Raw genomic sequence first — 16,535 nt, forward strand, 5'->3', positions numbered from 1 at the left:
CACATGAGTACGACCATGAACTACACGACCTCCTCCTTCGCGCAGTCCCTGTCCGATCCCGGCCTGCTGCGCACGCGCGGCCTGGTCGGTGGCGAATGGATCGACGCCGATGCCGACGCCACCTGCGAAGTCACCAACCCCGCGACCGGCGCTGTGCTGGGCACGATCCCGGACATGGGCGCCGGCGAGACCCGCCGCGCCATCGACGCCGCGCACGCCGCCTTCCCGGCCTGGTCGCGCAGGACGGCGAAGGAACGCGCCGACGTCCTGAAGCGCATGCACAGGCTGATGCTCGAGCACCAGGACGACCTGGCGCGCCTGATGACCGCGGAGCAGGGCAAGCCGCTGGCCGAGTCCAAGGGCGAGATCGCGTACTGCGCGGCCTATCTGGAATGGTTCGCCGAGGAAGCGCGGCGCATGTACGGCGACACCATCCCCGGCCACGCCGCCGACAAGCGCATCATGACCCTGCGCCAGCCGGTCGGCGTGGTCGCCGCGATCACGCCGTGGAATTTTCCCTCGGCGATGCTCGGCCGCAAGATCGCACCGGCGCTGGCCGCAGGCTGCACCGTGGTCTGCAAGCCCGCGACGCAGACGCCGTACTCGGCGCTGGCGCTGGGCGTGCTGGCCGAGCGCGCGGGCCTGCCGCCGGGCGTGCTCAACATCGTCACCGGCCACGACGCCGCGGCGATCGGCGGCGAGATGACCGGCAACGCCAAGGTGCGCAAGCTCAGCTTCACCGGCTCCACCGGCGTGGGCAAGAAACTCATGGCGCAGTGCGCCGAGGGCATGAAGCGCGTGTCGATGGAGCTGGGCGGCAACGCGCCCTTCATCGTCTTCGACGACGCCGACCTCGACGCCGCGGTCGAGGGCGCGATGGCCAGCAAGTTCCGCAACACCGGGCAGACCTGCGTCTGCGCCAACCGCCTGTTCGTGCAGGACGCGGTATACGACGCCTTCGCGGACAAGCTGGGCGCAGCGATCGCGAAGCTGCGCGTCGGCGACGGCCTGGCCGGCGCCACCGAGCAGGGCCCGCTGATCGACGCCAAGGCGCTGGAGAAGGTGGAAGAGCACGTGGCCGACGCGCTGGCCAAGGGTGCACGCGCTGCCATGGGCGGCAGGCCACATGCGCTGGGCGGCACCTTCTACGAACCCACGCTGCTGCTGGACGCGACGCCCGGCATGCTGCTCGCCCGCGAGGAAACCTTCGGGCCGGTGGCGCCGCTGTTCCGGTTCGCAAGCGAAGACGAGGTGCTCGCGCTCGCCAACGATACCGAGGTGGGCCTGGCCGGCTACTTCTACACCCGCGACCTGGCGCGCGCGTACCGCGTGGCCGAGGCGCTGGAGTGCGGCATCGTCGGCGTCAACACCGGGCTGGTCTCGACCGAGGTGGCGCCGTTCGGCGGCGTCAAGGAATCGGGCATCGGCCGCGAGGGCTCGAAGTACGGCCTCGATGACTACACCGAGCTGAAGTACGTGTGCATCGGCGGGATCTGATGCCGGTGTGGCGCGCGGTGATCGGCGCGCTTGCCGCGCTGGCGCTACCGGTCATGCTCATGGCCGCGGCCACGGGTGACGCTGCGGCGATCGGCGCAGCCGGCACCGGCACGCGCGCACCGCTGGACCGCGACACCCTGCTGTCGGGCACCTACCGCCGCAGCGTCGACCTGTCCGCCTACGCTCCGCCGGCCGATGCGCTGCCACCGACGCACCGCTTCGAAGGTCGGCTGCGCCTGTCCGGCCAACCGTCCACACGCACCCTCGTGGCGCTGGACGGCTTCCTCGGCCCGGGCGACGTCGCGGCCGCCCGCACGCTGCCGCAGGACATCGACATCGCCTTCGTGCAGGACGGCGACGTCCTGGTCCCCGCACGGCGCGGGCCGATCCCCGGCACGCATCCCTGGTGGGAGCTTGTGGTCGAGGCCGGGCGCGCCTGGAACGAGCCCGGCGACGCCGGCTGGACGCGCGCGGCGATCCCCTTCGCCCTGGTGCAGAGGAACGCCAACTGCACCCACAACGGTGTGCTGATGCTGCTGTTCAAGTCCGACGGCCAGGTCTCGCGGGCGGCGATGCAGGTGTCGTCCGAGACCTGTCATTACCTGCAGCTCGATCTGTGGGGCCTGCTGGAGGCCGCTTACGTGCCGGGGCCGGTTGCAGGTAGCGATGCACTCGTCGCCGCCCACGCGCGCGAAGTCGCCGCGCGCCTGCCGGTGTGGCCGATGTCGGCACTCGCCGTCGACCACCCCGGCATAAATCCCGACCGCTTCGCCATCGGCGCGCCGCGCGGGCGCAGCGTGCACGGCGTGGTGTTCGAAGGCGTCCACTACCGCTCCGGCTGCGACACCCGCCACGGCGCATACCCGTATTGCGACGCAATGGACCTCCCCTCGTACTCGCTCGCGAAGTCGGCGGTCGCCGGCATCGCGCTGATGCGGATGGAGCGGCTGCATCCCGGCGTCGCCGATCTGCCGGTGAGCGATTTCGCGCGCGCCAGTGGCTGCATGACCGCGAGGTGGGACCGCGTGCGCTTCCGCCACCTGCTCGACATGGCCACCGGACAGCACGATTCGCCCGCCTACATGGCCGACGAAGACGACGTGCGCGTGCGCGACTTCCTCGCGCCCGACACACATGCCCAGCGCCTGGCGTTCGCCTGCGAGGCCTACCCGCGGCGCGACGCGCCCGGCACGCGCTGGGTCTACCACACCTCGGACACCTACCTGCTCGGCACGGTGCTGCAGGAGGCGCTGCGGCGCCTGCCGGGCCGCGAAGGCGAGGACATCTTCGACGACGTGGTCTGGGCCGGCGTGCTCGGGCCCATCGGCCTGAGCCCCACCGCGCGCGTCACGCGACGCAGCCACGACGCCGCGCGCCAGCCGCTGTTCGGCTTCGGCCTGACCCTGCTCGGTGATGACATCGCCAAACTGGCGCGCTTCCTCGGCACAGGCCGGGGCCGCATCGATGGCCGGCAGCTGCTGGACCCCACGATGTTCGCCGCCGCGATGCAGCGCGATCCGCAGCGTCGCGGCCTGCAGGCGGCGACGCTCGAGCGCTACCGCTACCAGCACGGCTTCTGGGCGCGCGACCTGCAGCCGGAGCTCGGCTGCGCAGGGCCGACGTGGGTGCCTTTCATGTCCGGCTTCGGCGGCATCACCGTGGCGATGTTTCCCAACGGAGTGGCCTGGTACAACGTCGCCGACGACGGCCTGCTGGCCTCGATCGACTTCGCGGCGCCGGCGCTGGAAGCGGCGAAGCTGGGGCCGATCTGCAGCGACGACGCGCGGGCTCCGCAGCAGCCATAGCGGCGCTCGACGGAACAGCGGCGTTCCCGGGGACAACGGCGCTCAGGCGCCCTTGTCGGTCCGCAACACCCGCGTCGCGCGCTCGCTGCCCGCGGCCGGACGCGCCACCACCCAGGCGAAGGCGACGATGCCCAGCACCACCAGCGCGGCGCCGCCCAGCGCCATGCCGCGTGGCCAGTCCTCGCCGAGCAGGAGCACGCCGAGCAGCATCGCGAACACGACTTCGGAGCCCTGCATCGCCTCGGCCGCGCCCAGCGCCAGCGGATGGTTGCGCACCATGCCCGTGGCCTGGAAGAACAGCACCATCGCGATCACGCCTGCGAACAGCGCAACGGCCGCGCCCAGCAGCAGCTGCGAGGCGGTGGGCAGGCCGTGCATGGCACCGGCATACACCGCCAGCAGGATCCACAGCGGCTGGCTCGCCAAGGTCATGCCGAACACGCGCTGGGTGGCGTTGAGCGCTTCGCCCGTGCCTTCGAGGTGCAGCAGCAGCATGCGGTTGCCGAGCGGGAAGGCGAACGCCGCGACCAGCAGGCACACCAGCGCGATCCATCCCGCGGCGTCGAGCGCGCCGCTGGCGTGGCCGAACTGCATCAGCAGCACGCCGGCGAAGATCAGCGCCGCCACCGCCAGCCCCGCGCGCGGGATCCGGCGGCGCGCGTCGCTGTACAGGAACGGCGCGCAGAGGATCCCCGCGATCACCGTGAACTGGAACGTCCCGGCCACCAGCCAGGACGGGCCACTCGCGGCGGCGAAGCTGAGCATGCAGTAGAACAGCCCGAAGCCGATCAGCGAGCTGCGCAGCCAGGGCCAGGGGTGCGCGGCGATCGCGCGCAGCACCGGCTTCATGCCGCCCTGGAAGGGCATCAGCACCAGCATCAGCGGCAGGGTGAACAGGTAGCGCAGCGAGGCGATCCAGGCCCAGTGCGTGGCCTGGTCCGCGGCAACGCGGTTGAGCACGTAGGTGAAGGTGAAGAACAGCGCCGCGCACAGGGCGATGCCGACGGCGGCCAGCGCGCGGCCCGGAGTGAGGACGTCCCTGGACATGGTGGCTGTGGCTGCGGACGTCGCGCGGCGCTCAGGCCGCGCGGGCGGCGTCGACGCGGTCGCGCGCGCGGGCGAGCGCGGCGACCAGCGCATCCACCTGGTCTTCGTCGTGCGCCGCGCACAGGGTCACGCGCAGGCGTGCGCGGCCCTCGGGCACGGTCGGCGGCCGGATCGCGGCAACGCGGAAGCCTTCGGCGTCCAGGCGCGCGGCCATGTCCAGCGCGCGTGCGTTGTCGCCGCAGGGCACGGGCTGGATCGGGGTCTGCGAGTCCGGCAGCTCGAAGCCCCGCGCCTGCATGCCCTCGCGGAAGCGCTGCACCAGCGCGTCCAGCTTCTCGCGCCGCCAGTGTTCGCGGCGCGCGAGCTTCACCGACGCCAGCGCGGCCGCGGCCTGCGGCGCCGGCAGCGCGGTGGTGTAGAGGTAGGGCCGCGCCGTGCCGGCGAGATGGTCGATGAGATCGACATCGCCGGCCACCAGCGCGCCGTAGCTGCCCAGCGCCTTGCCCAGGGTGATCAGCTGCAGCGGCACATCGTCCACGCCCAGGCGCGCCTCGGCCACGCTGCCGCGACCGCCGGGACCGAGCACGCCGATGCCGTGGGCGTCGTCGACGTAAAGCAGTGCCGACTGCATGCGCGCGGCGAGCGCCAGCTGGCGCAGCGGCGCGACATCGCCGTCCATGCTGAAAACGCCGTCGGTGGCCAGCATCGCCGCGCCCGTGGGCACCGAGCGCAGCTGGCGCAGCGCACCCTCGGCATCGGCGTGCGGATAGCGGCGCAGGCGACAGCCGGCCAGGCGCGCGCCGTCGATCAGGCTGGCGTGGTTGAGCCGGTCCTGGACGCTGGTGTCGCCGTCGCCGAGCAGCGCCTGCTGCACCGCCAGGTTGGCCATGTAGCCGCTGCCGAAGGCCAGCGCGCGCGGCACCTCCAGCCAGTCCGCGACCTCGCGCTCCAGCGCCTCGTGGGCGACGTGGTGGCCGCAGACCAGGTGCGAGCCGATGCCGCCGACGCCGTCGCGGGCGGCGGCGTTCTGCATCGCATCGACCACCTGGAACTGCTGCGACAGGCCGAGGTAGTCGTTGCCGCAGAAGTTGATCAGCCAGCGGCCATCGAGCTCCATGCGCACGCCGTCGCGACGGCCGACCGTGCGACGGCTGCGCACGAGGTCGTGCGCCATCGCTTCGGCGCGTTGGGCCTGTGCACGGCGGCGGAGGTCGGGGCGCTTGGTCGCCATGACCCGGATCCTACGCGACGCAGCTGCGTGGCTGGCCGACGATGTCGGCGTGCACGGTGCCGCCGTGATCGTGCCCTTCGGCATCGACCGTGACCTCCATCACGCGCAGGCCCAGCCGATCGAACAGCGCCTGGTCGTGGGCGACGTCGGGGTTGCCGGTGGTCAGCAGCTTCTCGCCGTGGAAGATCGAGTTGGCGCCAGCGCTGAAGCACAGCGCCTGCAGCTCGTCGGACATCTGCTCGCGCCCGGCCGACAGCCGCACCATCGACTTCGGCATCAGCAGGCGGGCCACCGCGATCGTGCGCACGAACTCGAAGGGATCGAGTTCCGCGGTGCCATGCAGCGGCGTGCCCTCCACCTGCACCAGGCGGTTGATCGGCACCGAGTCCGGGTGCGCCGGCATCGTCGCCAGCGTCTGCAGGAAGCCGGCGCGCTGGCGACGGGTTTCGCCCATGCCGACGATGCCGCCGCAGCAGGTCTTCAGGCCGGCGTCGCGCACGTGCCCGAGCGTGTCGAAGCGGTCCTGCAGCTCGCGGGTGCGGATGATGCTGCCGTAGTGCTCGGGATCGGTGTCGATGTTGTGGTTGTAGTAGTCGAGGCCGGCGTCCTTGAGCGCCTGGGCCTGGTCGCCCGAGAGCATGCCCAGCGTGGCGCAGGTCTCCAGGCCCAGCGACTTCACCCCGGCGATCATCGCGGCGACCTTCGGGATGTCGCGGTCCTTGGGCGAGCGCCAGGCGGCGCCCATGCAGAAGCGCGAGGCGCCGGCGGCCTTGGCCTGGCGCGCCTTCTCCAGCACCGCTTCGGTTTCCATCAGCTTCTGCGCGTCGACGCCGGTGTCGTAGCGCTGGGCCTGCGGGCAATAGGCGCAGTCCTCGGGGCAGCCGCCGGTCTTCACCGACAGCAGGGTGCTGATCTGGACCTCGGCCGGGTCGAAGCTCTGCCGATGGACGCTGGCGGCGCGGAACAGCAGTTCGGGGAGCGGCAGGTCGAGCAGCGCCTCCACTTCGGTGCGGGTCCAGTCGTGGCGCGGCGTGACGGCGTCACCGGCGCGGAATTCACTGACGGCGGGCATGGCGTGATCCTGAAGGCGCTTGCGGGGCTGACCGGGCAGTCTGGAAACCATGCCTGCACCTGTCAACCTTGCGCAGGCCGTTCCGGTTGACGGCTGGATGGCACGGCTGGGCCGCAGGCTGTGGGCACCGCGCTGCCTGGTCTGCCGTGAACCGGCGGCGGGCCGTTTCGATCTCTGCGCCCGCTGCGAGGCCGGCCTGCCGTGGATGCCGCCCGCCTGCCTGAGCTGCGCCATGCCGCTGCTCCCCGCCCCCACCCGACGCGCCGACGCCGTAGGAGCAGCCACGGCTGCGACCGCATTGCCTGCTGGTGCGCGCGCGGCCAGCACGAGGGTCGCCGCTGTAGCGGCTCCTGCAGGAGGCGGTGCCGGTCTTCCGGAGCTTTGCAGCGCCTGCCGCCACGCCACGCCGCCGCTGAGCGAAGTCCACGCGGCTTTTCTCTACGGCTTTCCGCTGGATCGCCTGCTGCCGCGCTTCAAGTTCCATCGCGACCTCGCCGGCGGCCGCCTGCTGGCCCAAGCCATGGCCGCCGCGTTCTGCGGCCACCTCCGCCCCGACGCCCTGGTGCCGATCCCCCTGCATCGCAGCCGCCTGCGCCAGCGCGGCTACAACCAGGCGCTCGAGCTCGCCCGCCCGCTGGGCCGGATGCTGGCGCTTCCCGTGCGTCCCGAGCTGCTGTTGCGCACCCGCCGCACCGCACCACAGTCGCGCCTGGACGCCGACGCCCGCGCCGGCAACCTTCGCGATGCCTTCGAAGTGCCGGCACGCGCCGCGCCCCCGCCCCACGTTGCCCTCGTCGACGACGTCATGACCACCGGCGCCACCCTGCATGCCGCCGCCGACGCCCTGTTCGACGCCGGCGCCGACCGCGTCGACGCCTGGATCTGCGCCCGCGCGCCCTAAGCTTCCTACGACCCCCGGGTGGACTCGGTCACCGGCTCGGTCAGGGCCTGCGGCCCGGATGCGGGCACGGTGTGCAGTGCACTGGTCTGGCGTTCGATCATCCGCTGGACCCGGGGCCCGCCGGGCCCGCGGTGCAGCGCGCGCAGATGCTCCGGAATGGTCGCGTCGTCGTGGGTGAGGCGGCTGTTGTGCCGGATGTACTCCAGCCACGTCGGCGTCTCGTAGCGTTCGATCCAGACCTGGGGGTCGGCGAGATCGCGCAGCACCCGCCAGTTGCGCGCGCCGTCGCGGCGCCGGATGCGTCGCCGCTCCGCCATCGCGCCGAGGAACTCCAGCACGTCCTCTTCGCGGATGATGTACTCGACCGTGATCACCACCGGCCCGGTCCGCGCCTGCACCGGGACCGCGGTGGCGGGCTCCTGCCAGCGGCTCAGCGGATCGAGGTTGAGCTCGGTCAGTTTCGCCAGCGGCATCCAGCGTCCAAGCACCGCGCAGACGACCATGACCAGCGCCGCCGCAAGCAGCGCCGTGCGCACGCCATCGTGCTCGGCGACGAAGCCCCACAGCCAGCTGCCGAGCGCCATGCCACCGAACGCCGCCATCTGGTACAGCGACAGCGCGCGCGCCACGACCCAGCGCGGCGTGGACAGCTGCACCGTCACGTTGAAGGTCGACAGCGCCAGCACCCACGCGGCACCACCAAGCAGAAGCCCCGCCATCGTCAGCAACAGCAGCGTGCTCATGGCGACGACCGCCGCGGCCACGGCGAAAGCGATGCAGGCGCAGCGGACCAGGCCCTCGGTCGACAGCAGGTCCCGCAGGCGCGTACTGCCCATCGCGCCGGCGATCGCGCCCAGGCCGAAGGCACCGAGCAGCAGGCCATAGGTCAGCGGCCCGCCCGCGATCAGGTCCCTGGCGACCAGCGGCATGAGCGCCATGGGCGCGCTCGCGCCGACGCCGAACACGGCGGCGCGCCCCAGGATGGTGCGGATGGCGGGCGACATCGCCACGTAGCGCACGCCTGCGGCGATCGCGCCACCGAGCGCTTCCCGCGGCAGCAGCCGCGGACCCGGCGCCGGGCGCCAGCGCGCCAGCACCACGATCAAGGCGATGTAGCTGACGGCATTGATCGCAAACGCCGCGGCGGCGCCCGCGGCGGCGACGATGGCGCCACCGATCGCCGGCCCGACGCTGCGCGCGATGTTGAAGCCCATGCTGTTGATGGCGACGGCGCCCGGCAGCTCCGCACGCGGCACCATGTCGCCAACGGACGCCTGCCACGCCGGCGCGTTGAACGCCGCGCCGCAGCCGATCAGGAAGGTGAAGAGCAACAGCAGCCACGGCGTGATCAGGCCCGCCCAGGCGCACAGCGCCAGCACGACCGACACCAGCAGCATGAACAGCTGCGCCCCGAGCATCATCCTGCGGCGGTCGAAGTTGTCCGCCATGGCGCCGGCCACCAGCGAGAACAGCATGACCGGAAGCGCCACCGAGGCCTGCACCAGCGCAACCATGTCGGCCGACTGCGCGATCGACGTCATCAGCCAGGCCGCGCCGACCGACTGGATCATGCCGCCGAAGTTCGAGGACGCGCTCGCGAACCAGACCCTGCGGAAGATCGGATAGCGCATCGCCGACAGCGCCGACGGACGCGGCGCGGGATCGGGCGGGGTCGGAGCGGCCTGCGACATCAGCCCGGGCCGCGCAGCGCCAGGTCGACGGCGATGCCCGCGAACACCACCAGCCCCACCCAGTGGTTGTGCAGGAACGCGCGGAAGCAGGGCTCCCGCTCGCGGTGGCGGCAGATCCAGAACTGCCAGGCCACCAGCGCCAGCGCCACGCACAGCGAGGCCCAGTACCAGGTCCCCAGTCCCGCCTGCCGCCCGGCCAGCACCAGCCCGAGGAAGGTCAGCGCATACAGCACGCCCTGCGCCACCAGGTCCATGTCGCCGAACAGCACCGCCGTGGACTTCGAACCCACCCGCAGATCGTCATCGCGGTCGACCATCGCGTACCAGGTGTCGTAGGCCGTCGACCACAGGATGTTGGCCGCGTACAGCACCCAGGCGACCGGCGGCACCTCGCCCTGCACCGCGGCGAACGCCATCGGGATGCCCCAGCCGAAGGACATGCCCAGGTAGACCTGAGGCAGGTGCGTGTAGCGCTTGAGATAGGGATAGGTGGCGGCCAGGAACACGCCGACGAAGCTCATCAGGATGGTGAGCCGGTTGAGCGTGAGCACCAGGGCGAAGGCCGCCAGCATCAGCACCGCGAACAGCAGCAGCGCCTCACGCCCGGACACCGCGCCAGTGGCCAGCGGGCGCTCGCGGGTGCGCTTGACGTGCGGGTCCAGCCAGCGGTCGGCGTAGTCGTTGATCACGCAGCCGGCCGCGCGCGTGAGCCACACGCCGGCACTGAAGACAAACAGGATCCACAGCGGCGGCACGCCCTCCGCGGCGATCCACAGGCCCCACCAGGTGGGCCAGAGCAGCAGCAGCCAGCCGATCGGCCGGTCGGCGCGCATCAGCTTCCAGTACAGGCCCAGGTGCTCGCGCCAGGCGGGCGCGGCAGGGGGCTGCGCTTCGAAACGTTCGTAGGGCATGGCGTCCATGGTACCGCTGGGCCCGGCTGTGATCCCTCGCCCCGGACGCCCCTGCGGGCACCCGCCGCGGCCCCCGGCGCTCGCAACATTCCCCGCGATAGTGGAAAATGGCGGTCTGCGCGCCTGTAGCTCAGCCGGATAGAGTAGTGGCTTCCGAAGCCATTGGTCGGGGGTTCGAATCCCTCCAGGCGCGCCAATCCTTCCGGTGGCTTTCCCGGCGCATCGATAAACCCCTTGTCCAGCCCCGGCGTGCCGAGCAGGCCGCGCCGGGTGACGGGCCCACGCCGCGCGCGCCGCCCGTCAACGGGTCAAACCACCTCCTCGCCCCTGCGCCGCGCGCGGCGCACGTCGCGCCACACGCCGCGGCCCATGATGAACATCATCACCAGCACGATCGCCGGCCAGACCAGCACGTAGGCCACCATCAATACGTCCCTCATCGCGTCGCCTCCCGGGCAAGCACCGGCGGCGCGCCGGCATCGTCGGCCGGTCCGGCCTGGTCACGGTCGTCGAAGTTGCGCACGCGTTTGGCGATCAGGTCGAAGTCGAAGTCCTCGTCGCTGCGCACGCTGAGCAGTGTGCACACCACCGTGCTGACGCCATAGGCGTTGAGCGAACTCAGCAGCACCGGATAGTCGCGCAGGAAGCCGAAGGTGAAGGGCGCCAGCGCGAGTATCGCCAGTGCGCCCACGGTCAGCCCGGCGCGCTTGCCGAAGAAGCCGAAGGTCATCAGCCCCAGCACCACGCCGGCGCCCACGGTCGCGAACAGCTCCAGCACCACCGCGTACGTGCCCACGATCGGCAGCAGCTCGAAGCGCGCCACGGTGAACGCCACCAGCGAGACCAGTACCGCGGTGGTGAAGGCGCGGTTGTTGACCTTCTTCCAGTAGAAGCTCGCGATCACGGGGAACACGATCGAACCCCACAGTGCGCCCACGAACACCAGCAGCGACAGGATGTCGATCCGGAAGCTGGCGAAGATCAGTCCCGCGGTGGTGGCCACGATCATGGTGATGCGCCCCACCCACAGCATCGTCGCCGGGTTCACCCGGCCGCGCGCGAGGTTCTTGCCGTAGATGTCGGTCATCATGATCGACGACAGCGCGGAGAGGTCGGAGTCCGCGGTCGACGACAGCGAGCCGATCACCATGATGAAGAACACGCCGATCATCACCGGCCCCAGGTAGCTCGATGCCATCTGCGGGATCAGGTTGTTGTGGTCGCCGCCGCTCGGTTCGATGCCGACCATCAGTGCCACCACGCCCAGCATGCCCAGGCCGATGACGGTCGCGCCATAGCTGATGGTGGCGGTGATGAAGGTCGGCTTGATCAGGTCCTCGCGCACCGCGAACAGACGCTGGGCGATGGTCTGGTTGCCGATCGCGTAGGCCAGCACCGCCACGAAGTAGGGTGCGCCCTGTTCCAGGAACGCGGTCTTCGAGAACATCGACGCCTGTTCGGCGCTGAGGCGGTCCCAGCCCTGGGCCACCGCGTCGATACCGCCGGCGCTGAAGAACACCAGCGGGATGATCAGCGCCGCGGCGCCGAGCATCGCCGCCACCTGGATGACGTCGGTCATGATCGATGCGCGGAAGCCCGACCACAGCGTGTACGACAAGGTGCCGATGCCGGCGATCATCACGCCGTGCACGAAGTCCAGCGGCGACAGCATCGCCACCAGCGCGCCGGCGGCGGTGAAGTTGGCCATCAGGCTGATCACGCTGCCGGCGATGTTGGAGCCGGCGAGGATCAGCTGGCTGGAGCGCCCGTGGCGGGCGTGCATGATTTCGGCCAGCGTATGCGCCTCGGGCGCGACCTCGCGGAAGCGGCGGCCGAAGGGATAGATGAAGAGGATCATCAGCGCGCCCCACAGCCCGTAGTGGATGGGGCCGGAGATGCCGTACTTGTAGCCGGAGGTGGCCGCTGCGTAGAAGGAAGCCGCCCAGATCCAGGTGGCGGTCATGCTGGCGGCGGAGACGCCGAAGCCGACCTTGCCGCTGGAGGTCATGTAGCCGTCGACGTTCTCGTTCTTGCGCCCGATGCGGGTGGACAGGAGGAACGTGCCGCCATAGAAGGCGAGCATCAGCAGGATGACGGTGGATGTTTGCAGTTGATAGAACGTGAGGTCGGCCACTGGCAGGTGGAAGCTCCCTGGTCGAAGCCGCTGGGGCTTGATGGGACGCAGCACGCGACAGTCCGGGGCGGACGGCAGACGTCCGAACGGATGCATTGAGCGCGGAATTGGACCAGCTGCGCCTTGGGGCGACCCCGGAACCGTCGTCGGACGGCAATGACATCGGGGGCGCGGCGAAGGCACCATCTTAGCATTTGCGCGAAAAGCCGCTGGAAACGCACTGTTGCAGCTTGCCCGGTGCGGCGGCGGGTGGCCATGTCGCAGTCCCGGCGCGTGTTCTATAATCCAGCGCAGCTGTGGCCGCCGGCCACGCATGCCAAGGTGTTCCGTGCGCAATTACGACCTCGACTTCCTCAAGCGGTTCTCCCTGATCATCGGTTTCCTGGCCGTGGTGACCTTCGGGCTGATCGTCCTGTCCTATTTCGTGCACAAGTCGCTGCCCGGCGAGGTCGACCCCGGCGTCGCCACGCGTACCGCCCACCGCATCGCGCCGATTGGCGCCGTGTACGCAGGCGACACCGGTGCCGCCGCGCAGGCCGTGGCCGCCGCCGCCGCGGTGGCCTCCGCAGCCGCGCAGGTCGCCTACGGCGGCACGCTCGACGGCTCGGTGATCTACGGCAACCTCTGCGCCGGCTGCCACACCGCCGGCGTCGCCGGCTCGCCGAAGATGGAGCGCGCCGACTGGACGGCGCGCATCGCCCAGGGCACCGAGACCCTGCACCGCCACGCCATCGAGGGCTTCACCGGGTCGACCGGCATGATGCCCGCGAAGGGCGGCAACCCCGCGCTGACCGACGAGCAGGTGATCGCCACGGTCGACTGGATGTTGGAAAACCTCCAGTAAGCTGGCCGCCAGCTGGCCGCCGACGCCGCCCACCGGGCGGCGTCTTCGTTTTCGCTCCCCGCAATCCGTGAGGCTGCCATGATCCACAAAGCGCCCGTGCTTCCCGCCCTGTCGATGCTGCTGGCGCTTGCGCTGGCCGGATGCGCGGCCTCGACGGCCATGCGCGACGCGCCCGCCGATGTTCAGGCCGTCGTCGAGATCGCGACGCCACCGGCCGACTGGCAGGTCCACGACGGCCAGCGGGTGCGCATCACCGTGCCGCTGGTGGTGTCCGGCAACCACCGCCTGGGCCGCGACGACAGCGTGGTGGCCGCGTTCGGCGACCGCCTGCGGACACCGACCGAAATCGCCCTGCCCGGCGCCGAGGCCGCTGCCCTGGCCGCCGCCAACCGCGTGCGCAGCCTCACCCTGGTGCTGCCGGAGAAGGCTGCCGGCCATCCGCGCACCTGGCGCGGTGGCGGCGTGCTGGAGGGCGCCGAAGGCGAACTCAGGCTCGACGCGGACGGCCCGCGCCTGCACCTGCGCGACGTCGAAGTGCTGCAGCCCGCGGCACGCCCGGCGGCACCGACGGTGGCCGGCGAAGTCCGCCTGGCCAGCCTCAACCTGCAGAACCTGTTCAACGGCGATGGCCGCGGCGGCGGCTTCCCGACCGAACGCGGCGCGCGCAGCCCGGCCGGATACCAGGCCCAGCTCGCGCGCCTGGTCGCCACGCTGTCCTCGCTCGATGCCGACGTGGTCGCGCTGCTGGAGCTGGAGAACGACGGCTACGACGCCGACTCCAGCCTCGCCCAGCTGGTCGCCGCGCTGGATCCCCAGGGCCTGCGCTGGCGCTTCGTCGATGCCGGCAACGGACCCGGCGACAACCCGATCCGGGTCGGCATCGTCTACCGCGCCGACCGCGTCGCGCCGCTGGGTCGCCCGGCCACGCTCGAAGCCGGCACCTTCGGCCCGCTCAGCCGCGCACCGCTGGCCCAGGCCTTCCGCGCCGGCAACGGCCCGGCCTTCGTGGTGGTGGCCAACCACTTCAAGTCCAAGGGCTGCCGCGACGCCGCCGGCGCCGACCTCGACCAGGGCGACGGCCAGGCCTGCTTCAACGCCACCCGCCGGGCATCGGGCGAGGCGCTGCGCGACTGGCTGGCCGGCGACCCGACCGCAAGCGGCAGCGACCTGGTCGCGGTGCTGGGCGACCTCAACGCCTACGCGATGGAGGACCCGGTCCGCGGCTTCATCGATTCCGGCTGGCACGACGCCCTGGCCGATGCCGACGGCGGCCGGCCCTACACCTATGTCTACGATGCGCAGGCCGGACGCCTGGATCACGTGCTGTTGAGTCCGGCGCTGGGCGGGCGGCTGCAGGATGCGGCCATCTGGCACAGCAATGCAGACGAGGCGGCCAACGTCGTCGATCCTGCAGCCAACGACGACGAGTTCCCGACCGGGCCCTGGCGGGCCTCGGACCACGATCCGTCGCTGGTCGGTCTGCGCCTGCGCACCCGCTAGCTTCGGACGCGGCGACGCGCCCCGCGCGCTCCCCGACACCGACGGCCCCAGGGCGTAACCGCCCCCACATGCCGTGGCGATTATCATGGGCGCATGACCAGCCCCCCGCTTTTTCCGGACGCCTCCGGCAGCCTCGTCCTGCCTGGGCCCGCCGGCGCGCTCGAAGTTGCCGTGGACCTGCCCGAGGACGATGTCGCCCGGCAGCCGGCCATCGCGATCGTCTGCCACCCGCTGCCCACCGAGGGCGGGACCATGCACAACAAGGTCGTGACCATGGCCGCGCGCGCGCTGCGCGAGCTGGGCCTGGCCACGGTGCGCTTCAACTTCCGCGGCACGGGCAGCTCGGAAGGTGAGTTCGATGGCGGCGACGGCGAGCGCGGCGACCTGCGCGCGGTGGCCGAATGGGTGCGCACCACGCGCCCCGACGACCAGCTCTGGCTGGCCGGCTTCAGCTTCGGTGCCTACGTCAGCCTGGCGATGGCGGCGGAGCTGCAGCCGTCGATGCTGATCTCGATCGCGCCCCCGGCCGGGCGCTGGGATTTCGATGCAATCACCACGCCGACGATGCCCTGGCTGGTGGTGCAGGGCGAGTCCGACGAGATCGTCGACCCGCAGGCGGTCTACAACTGGCTCGACGGGCTCAAGGCCGCGCCGGAGCTGGTGCGCATGCCCGACACCAGCCACTTCTTCCACCGCAAGCTCATCGACCTGCGCGGCGCGATCAAGAGCGGTGCCCGGCGCCACCTGCCGGCCGCCCATGGCTGAAGCGCCAGCGGCACCGCGCCCGTCGCAGGCCTATCGCGAAGGCGTGGCGCGCGGCGATTGGGACGACGATCCCGCGCAGCACGCGCCGCTGGCCGCGCTCGACCGCGTGCACGGCGAACTGCTGGCCACGCCGCGCCGCGGCTGGCTGTCGCGCACCTTCGGCAGCGGCGCGCCCGCGCCGCAGGGCCTGTACCTCTGGGGCGGCGTCGGCCGCGGCAAGACCTTCATGGTCGACCTGTTCTACGCCGGCCTGCCGCTGCCGGTGGCCAAGCTCGACGCCGGCCGCGGCGACGGCAACGGCAAGCGCCGCACCCACTTCCACCGCTTCATGCGCGTGGTCCACGCGCGCCTGCGCGAGCACGCCGGCGAACGCGACCCGCTGGCCACGATCGTGGCCGAATGGCGGCGTTCGCTGCGGGTGCTGGTGCTCGACGAATTCTTCGTCAGCGACATCGGCGATGCCATGCTGCTGGCGCGGGTGCTCGAGCGGATGTTCGCCGAGGGCATCGTGCTGGTGACGACATCGAACATCGCGCCGTCGGGCCTGTATGCCGAAGGCCTGCAGCGCGCACGCTTCCTGCCGGCGATCGCGCTGCTGGAACAGCATTGCCAGGTGCTGGAGATCATCAGCGACACCGACTACCGGCTGCGCGAACTGACCCGTTCGCCGGTGTACCGCGCGCCGCTGGACGCGGAGGCCGACGGCTGGCTCGCGTCGCGCTGGCATGCGCTCGGCGGCGACGATGCGCACCGCGACGGCAGCATCGAACTCGAGGGCCGGCGCATCGCCACCCGCGCGCGCTGCCCGGGCATGGCCTGGTTTGATTTCGAAGCGCTGTGCGAAGGTCCGCGCGCGGCGTCGGACTACATCGAGATCGCCAGCGAGTTCCACACCGTGCTGCTCGGCGGCGTGCCGGTGATGGACGCCCTGCGCGACGACGCCGCGCGCCGCTTCGTCACCTTCATCGACGAGGCCTACGACCGCAACGTCAAGCTGGTCTGCACCGCCGACGCCGCGCCGCACGCGCTGTATGCCGGCGGGCGCCTGGCCGGCGCCTTCGAGCGCACCGCATCGCGGCTGATCGAGATGCAGTCCACGGACTACCTCGCCCGGCACCACCTGTAGAAGCGGCCACG

14 protein-coding genes and 1 tRNA gene are annotated in these 16,535 nt (G+C 71.5%); 8 read left to right on the forward strand and 7 right to left on the reverse strand.

What is annotated here, in order from left to right; translation table 11 throughout:
• Positions 1–3 precede the first annotated feature (3 nt).
• Both E2169_RS07375 and E2169_RS07380 read left to right on the forward strand, forming a co-directional pair.
• Entirely contained in the window at positions 4–1,497 is a 1,494-nt protein-coding gene (locus tag E2169_RS07375) for an NAD-dependent succinate-semialdehyde dehydrogenase (protein ID WP_229659072.1), read from the forward strand.
• Positions 1,497–3,302, forward strand: coding sequence for a serine hydrolase (locus E2169_RS07380; protein ID WP_132985951.1), 1,806 nt, complete (start codon positions 1,497–1,499; stop codon positions 3,300–3,302). Before E2169_RS07375 ends, E2169_RS07380 begins: the two co-directional genes overlap by 1 nt.
• Before the next feature lie 42 nt (positions 3,303–3,344).
• Here the strand turns inward: E2169_RS07380 and E2169_RS07385 are convergent, their stop codons facing one another.
• The 3 genes from E2169_RS07385 to bioB are packed head-to-tail and all read right to left on the reverse strand — an operon-like array spanning position 3,345 to position 6,652.
• The gene (locus tag E2169_RS07385; RefSeq protein WP_132985952.1) at positions 3,345–4,349 is read right to left on the reverse strand and encodes a DMT family transporter; all 1,005 of its coding nucleotides are present in this window, start codon (positions 4,347–4,349) and stop codon (positions 3,345–3,347) included.
• Between the two features lie 31 nt (positions 4,350–4,380).
• Positions 4,381–5,580 (reverse strand): 8-amino-7-oxononanoate synthase, encoded by a 1,200-nt coding sequence (gene bioF / locus E2169_RS07390; protein ID WP_132985953.1) that lies wholly within the window; start codon positions 5,578–5,580, stop codon positions 4,381–4,383.
• Between the two features lie 10 nt (positions 5,581–5,590).
• Positions 5,591–6,652 (reverse strand): biotin synthase BioB, encoded by a 1,062-nt coding sequence (bioB, locus tag E2169_RS07395; protein WP_132985954.1) that lies wholly within the window; start codon positions 6,650–6,652, stop codon positions 5,591–5,593.
• Between the two features lie 49 nt (positions 6,653–6,701).
• Here bioB and E2169_RS07400 point away from each other — a divergent pair, with 49 nt between their 5' ends.
• Complete coding sequence (locus tag E2169_RS07400; protein ID WP_229659071.1) at positions 6,702–7,553, forward strand: ComFC family protein; 852 nt, start codon at positions 6,702–6,704, stop codon at positions 7,551–7,553.
• A gap of 5 nt (positions 7,554–7,558) precedes the next feature.
• Here the strand turns inward: E2169_RS07400 and E2169_RS07405 are convergent, their stop codons facing one another.
• Positions 7,559–9,244 (reverse strand): MFS transporter, encoded by a 1,686-nt coding sequence (locus E2169_RS07405; RefSeq protein ID WP_132985955.1) that lies wholly within the window; start codon positions 9,242–9,244, stop codon positions 7,559–7,561.
• The gene (ubiA, locus tag E2169_RS07410) at positions 9,244–10,164 is read right to left on the reverse strand and encodes a 4-hydroxybenzoate octaprenyltransferase (protein WP_132985956.1); all 921 of its coding nucleotides are present in this window, start codon (positions 10,162–10,164) and stop codon (positions 9,244–9,246) included. Before ubiA ends, E2169_RS07405 begins: the two co-directional genes overlap by 1 nt.
• A 110-nt stretch (positions 10,165–10,274) precedes the next feature.
• Here ubiA and E2169_RS07415 point away from each other — a divergent pair.
• Positions 10,275–10,351, forward strand: a tRNA-Arg gene (locus E2169_RS07415).
• Between the two features lie 112 nt (positions 10,352–10,463).
• Here the strand turns inward: E2169_RS07415 and E2169_RS14435 are convergent.
• Together E2169_RS14435 and E2169_RS07420 are read right to left on the reverse strand one after the other, a co-directional pair.
• Complete coding sequence (locus E2169_RS14435) at positions 10,464–10,595, reverse strand: putative transporter small subunit (protein ID WP_229659070.1); 132 nt, start codon at positions 10,593–10,595, stop codon at positions 10,464–10,466.
• Positions 10,592–12,343: a sodium:solute symporter family protein gene (locus E2169_RS07420; RefSeq protein ID WP_207918371.1), complete on the reverse strand. Its 1,752-nt coding sequence runs from the start codon at positions 12,341–12,343 to the stop codon at positions 10,592–10,594. The genes E2169_RS14435 and E2169_RS07420 overlap by 4 nt, the downstream gene beginning before the upstream one ends.
• Positions 12,344–12,617: 274 nt before the next feature.
• On the opposite strand from E2169_RS07420, the gene E2169_RS07425 reads away from it, so the two are divergent.
• The 4 genes from E2169_RS07425 to zapE all read left to right on the forward strand — a co-directional run bounded on the left by E2169_RS07425 (position 12,618) and on the right by zapE (position 16,524).
• Entirely contained in the window at positions 12,618–13,133 is a 516-nt protein-coding gene (locus tag E2169_RS07425; RefSeq protein WP_132985958.1) for a c-type cytochrome, read from the forward strand.
• A gap of 78 nt (positions 13,134–13,211) precedes the next feature.
• Complete coding sequence (locus tag E2169_RS07430; protein ID WP_132985959.1) at positions 13,212–14,633, forward strand: ExeM/NucH family extracellular endonuclease; 1,422 nt, start codon at positions 13,212–13,214, stop codon at positions 14,631–14,633.
• A 93-nt stretch (positions 14,634–14,726) separates the two neighbouring features.
• Complete coding sequence (locus E2169_RS07435; RefSeq protein ID WP_132985960.1) at positions 14,727–15,398, forward strand: alpha/beta hydrolase; 672 nt, start codon at positions 14,727–14,729, stop codon at positions 15,396–15,398.
• Entirely contained in the window at positions 15,391–16,524 is a 1,134-nt protein-coding gene (gene zapE, locus E2169_RS07440) for a cell division protein ZapE (protein ID WP_132985961.1), read from the forward strand. Before E2169_RS07435 ends, zapE begins: the two co-directional genes overlap by 8 nt.
• Positions 16,525–16,535 lie beyond the last annotated feature (11 nt).

Origin of the sequence: Luteimonas terricola (assembly GCF_004352845.1) — a bacterium.
Lineage (GTDB): Bacteria > Pseudomonadota > Gammaproteobacteria > Xanthomonadales > Xanthomonadaceae > Luteimonas > Luteimonas terricola.

Coding starts and splice junctions, on each gene's coding strand:
- bioB (WP_132985954.1), bottom strand. CDS start 6,652: ATGCCCGCCGTCAGTGAATTCCGCGCCGGTGACGCCGTCACGCCGCGC.
- E2169_RS07405 (WP_132985955.1), bottom strand. CDS start 9,244: ATGTCGCAGGCCGCTCCGACCCCGCCCGATCCCGCGCCGCGTCCGTCG.
- E2169_RS07400 (WP_229659071.1), top strand. CDS start 6,702: ATGCCTGCACCTGTCAACCTTGCGCAGGCCGTTCCGGTTGACGGCTGG.
- ubiA (WP_132985956.1), bottom strand. CDS start 10,164: ATGGACGCCATGCCCTACGAACGTTTCGAAGCGCAGCCCCCTGCCGCG.
- E2169_RS07435 (WP_132985960.1), top strand. CDS start 14,727: ATGACCAGCCCCCCGCTTTTTCCGGACGCCTCCGGCAGCCTCGTCCTG.
- E2169_RS07385 (WP_132985952.1), bottom strand. CDS start 4,349: ATGTCCAGGGACGTCCTCACTCCGGGCCGCGCGCTGGCCGCCGTCGGC.
- E2169_RS07375 (WP_229659072.1), top strand. CDS start 4: ATGAGTACGACCATGAACTACACGACCTCCTCCTTCGCGCAGTCCCTG.
- E2169_RS14435 (WP_229659070.1), bottom strand. CDS start 10,595: ATGAGGGACGTATTGATGGTGGCCTACGTGCTGGTCTGGCCGGCGATC.
- zapE (WP_132985961.1), top strand. CDS start 15,391: ATGGCTGAAGCGCCAGCGGCACCGCGCCCGTCGCAGGCCTATCGCGAA.
- E2169_RS07380 (WP_132985951.1), top strand. CDS start 1,497: ATGCCGGTGTGGCGCGCGGTGATCGGCGCGCTTGCCGCGCTGGCGCTA.
- E2169_RS07430 (WP_132985959.1), top strand. CDS start 13,212: ATGATCCACAAAGCGCCCGTGCTTCCCGCCCTGTCGATGCTGCTGGCG.
- bioF (WP_132985953.1), bottom strand. CDS start 5,580: ATGGCGACCAAGCGCCCCGACCTCCGCCGCCGTGCACAGGCCCAACGC.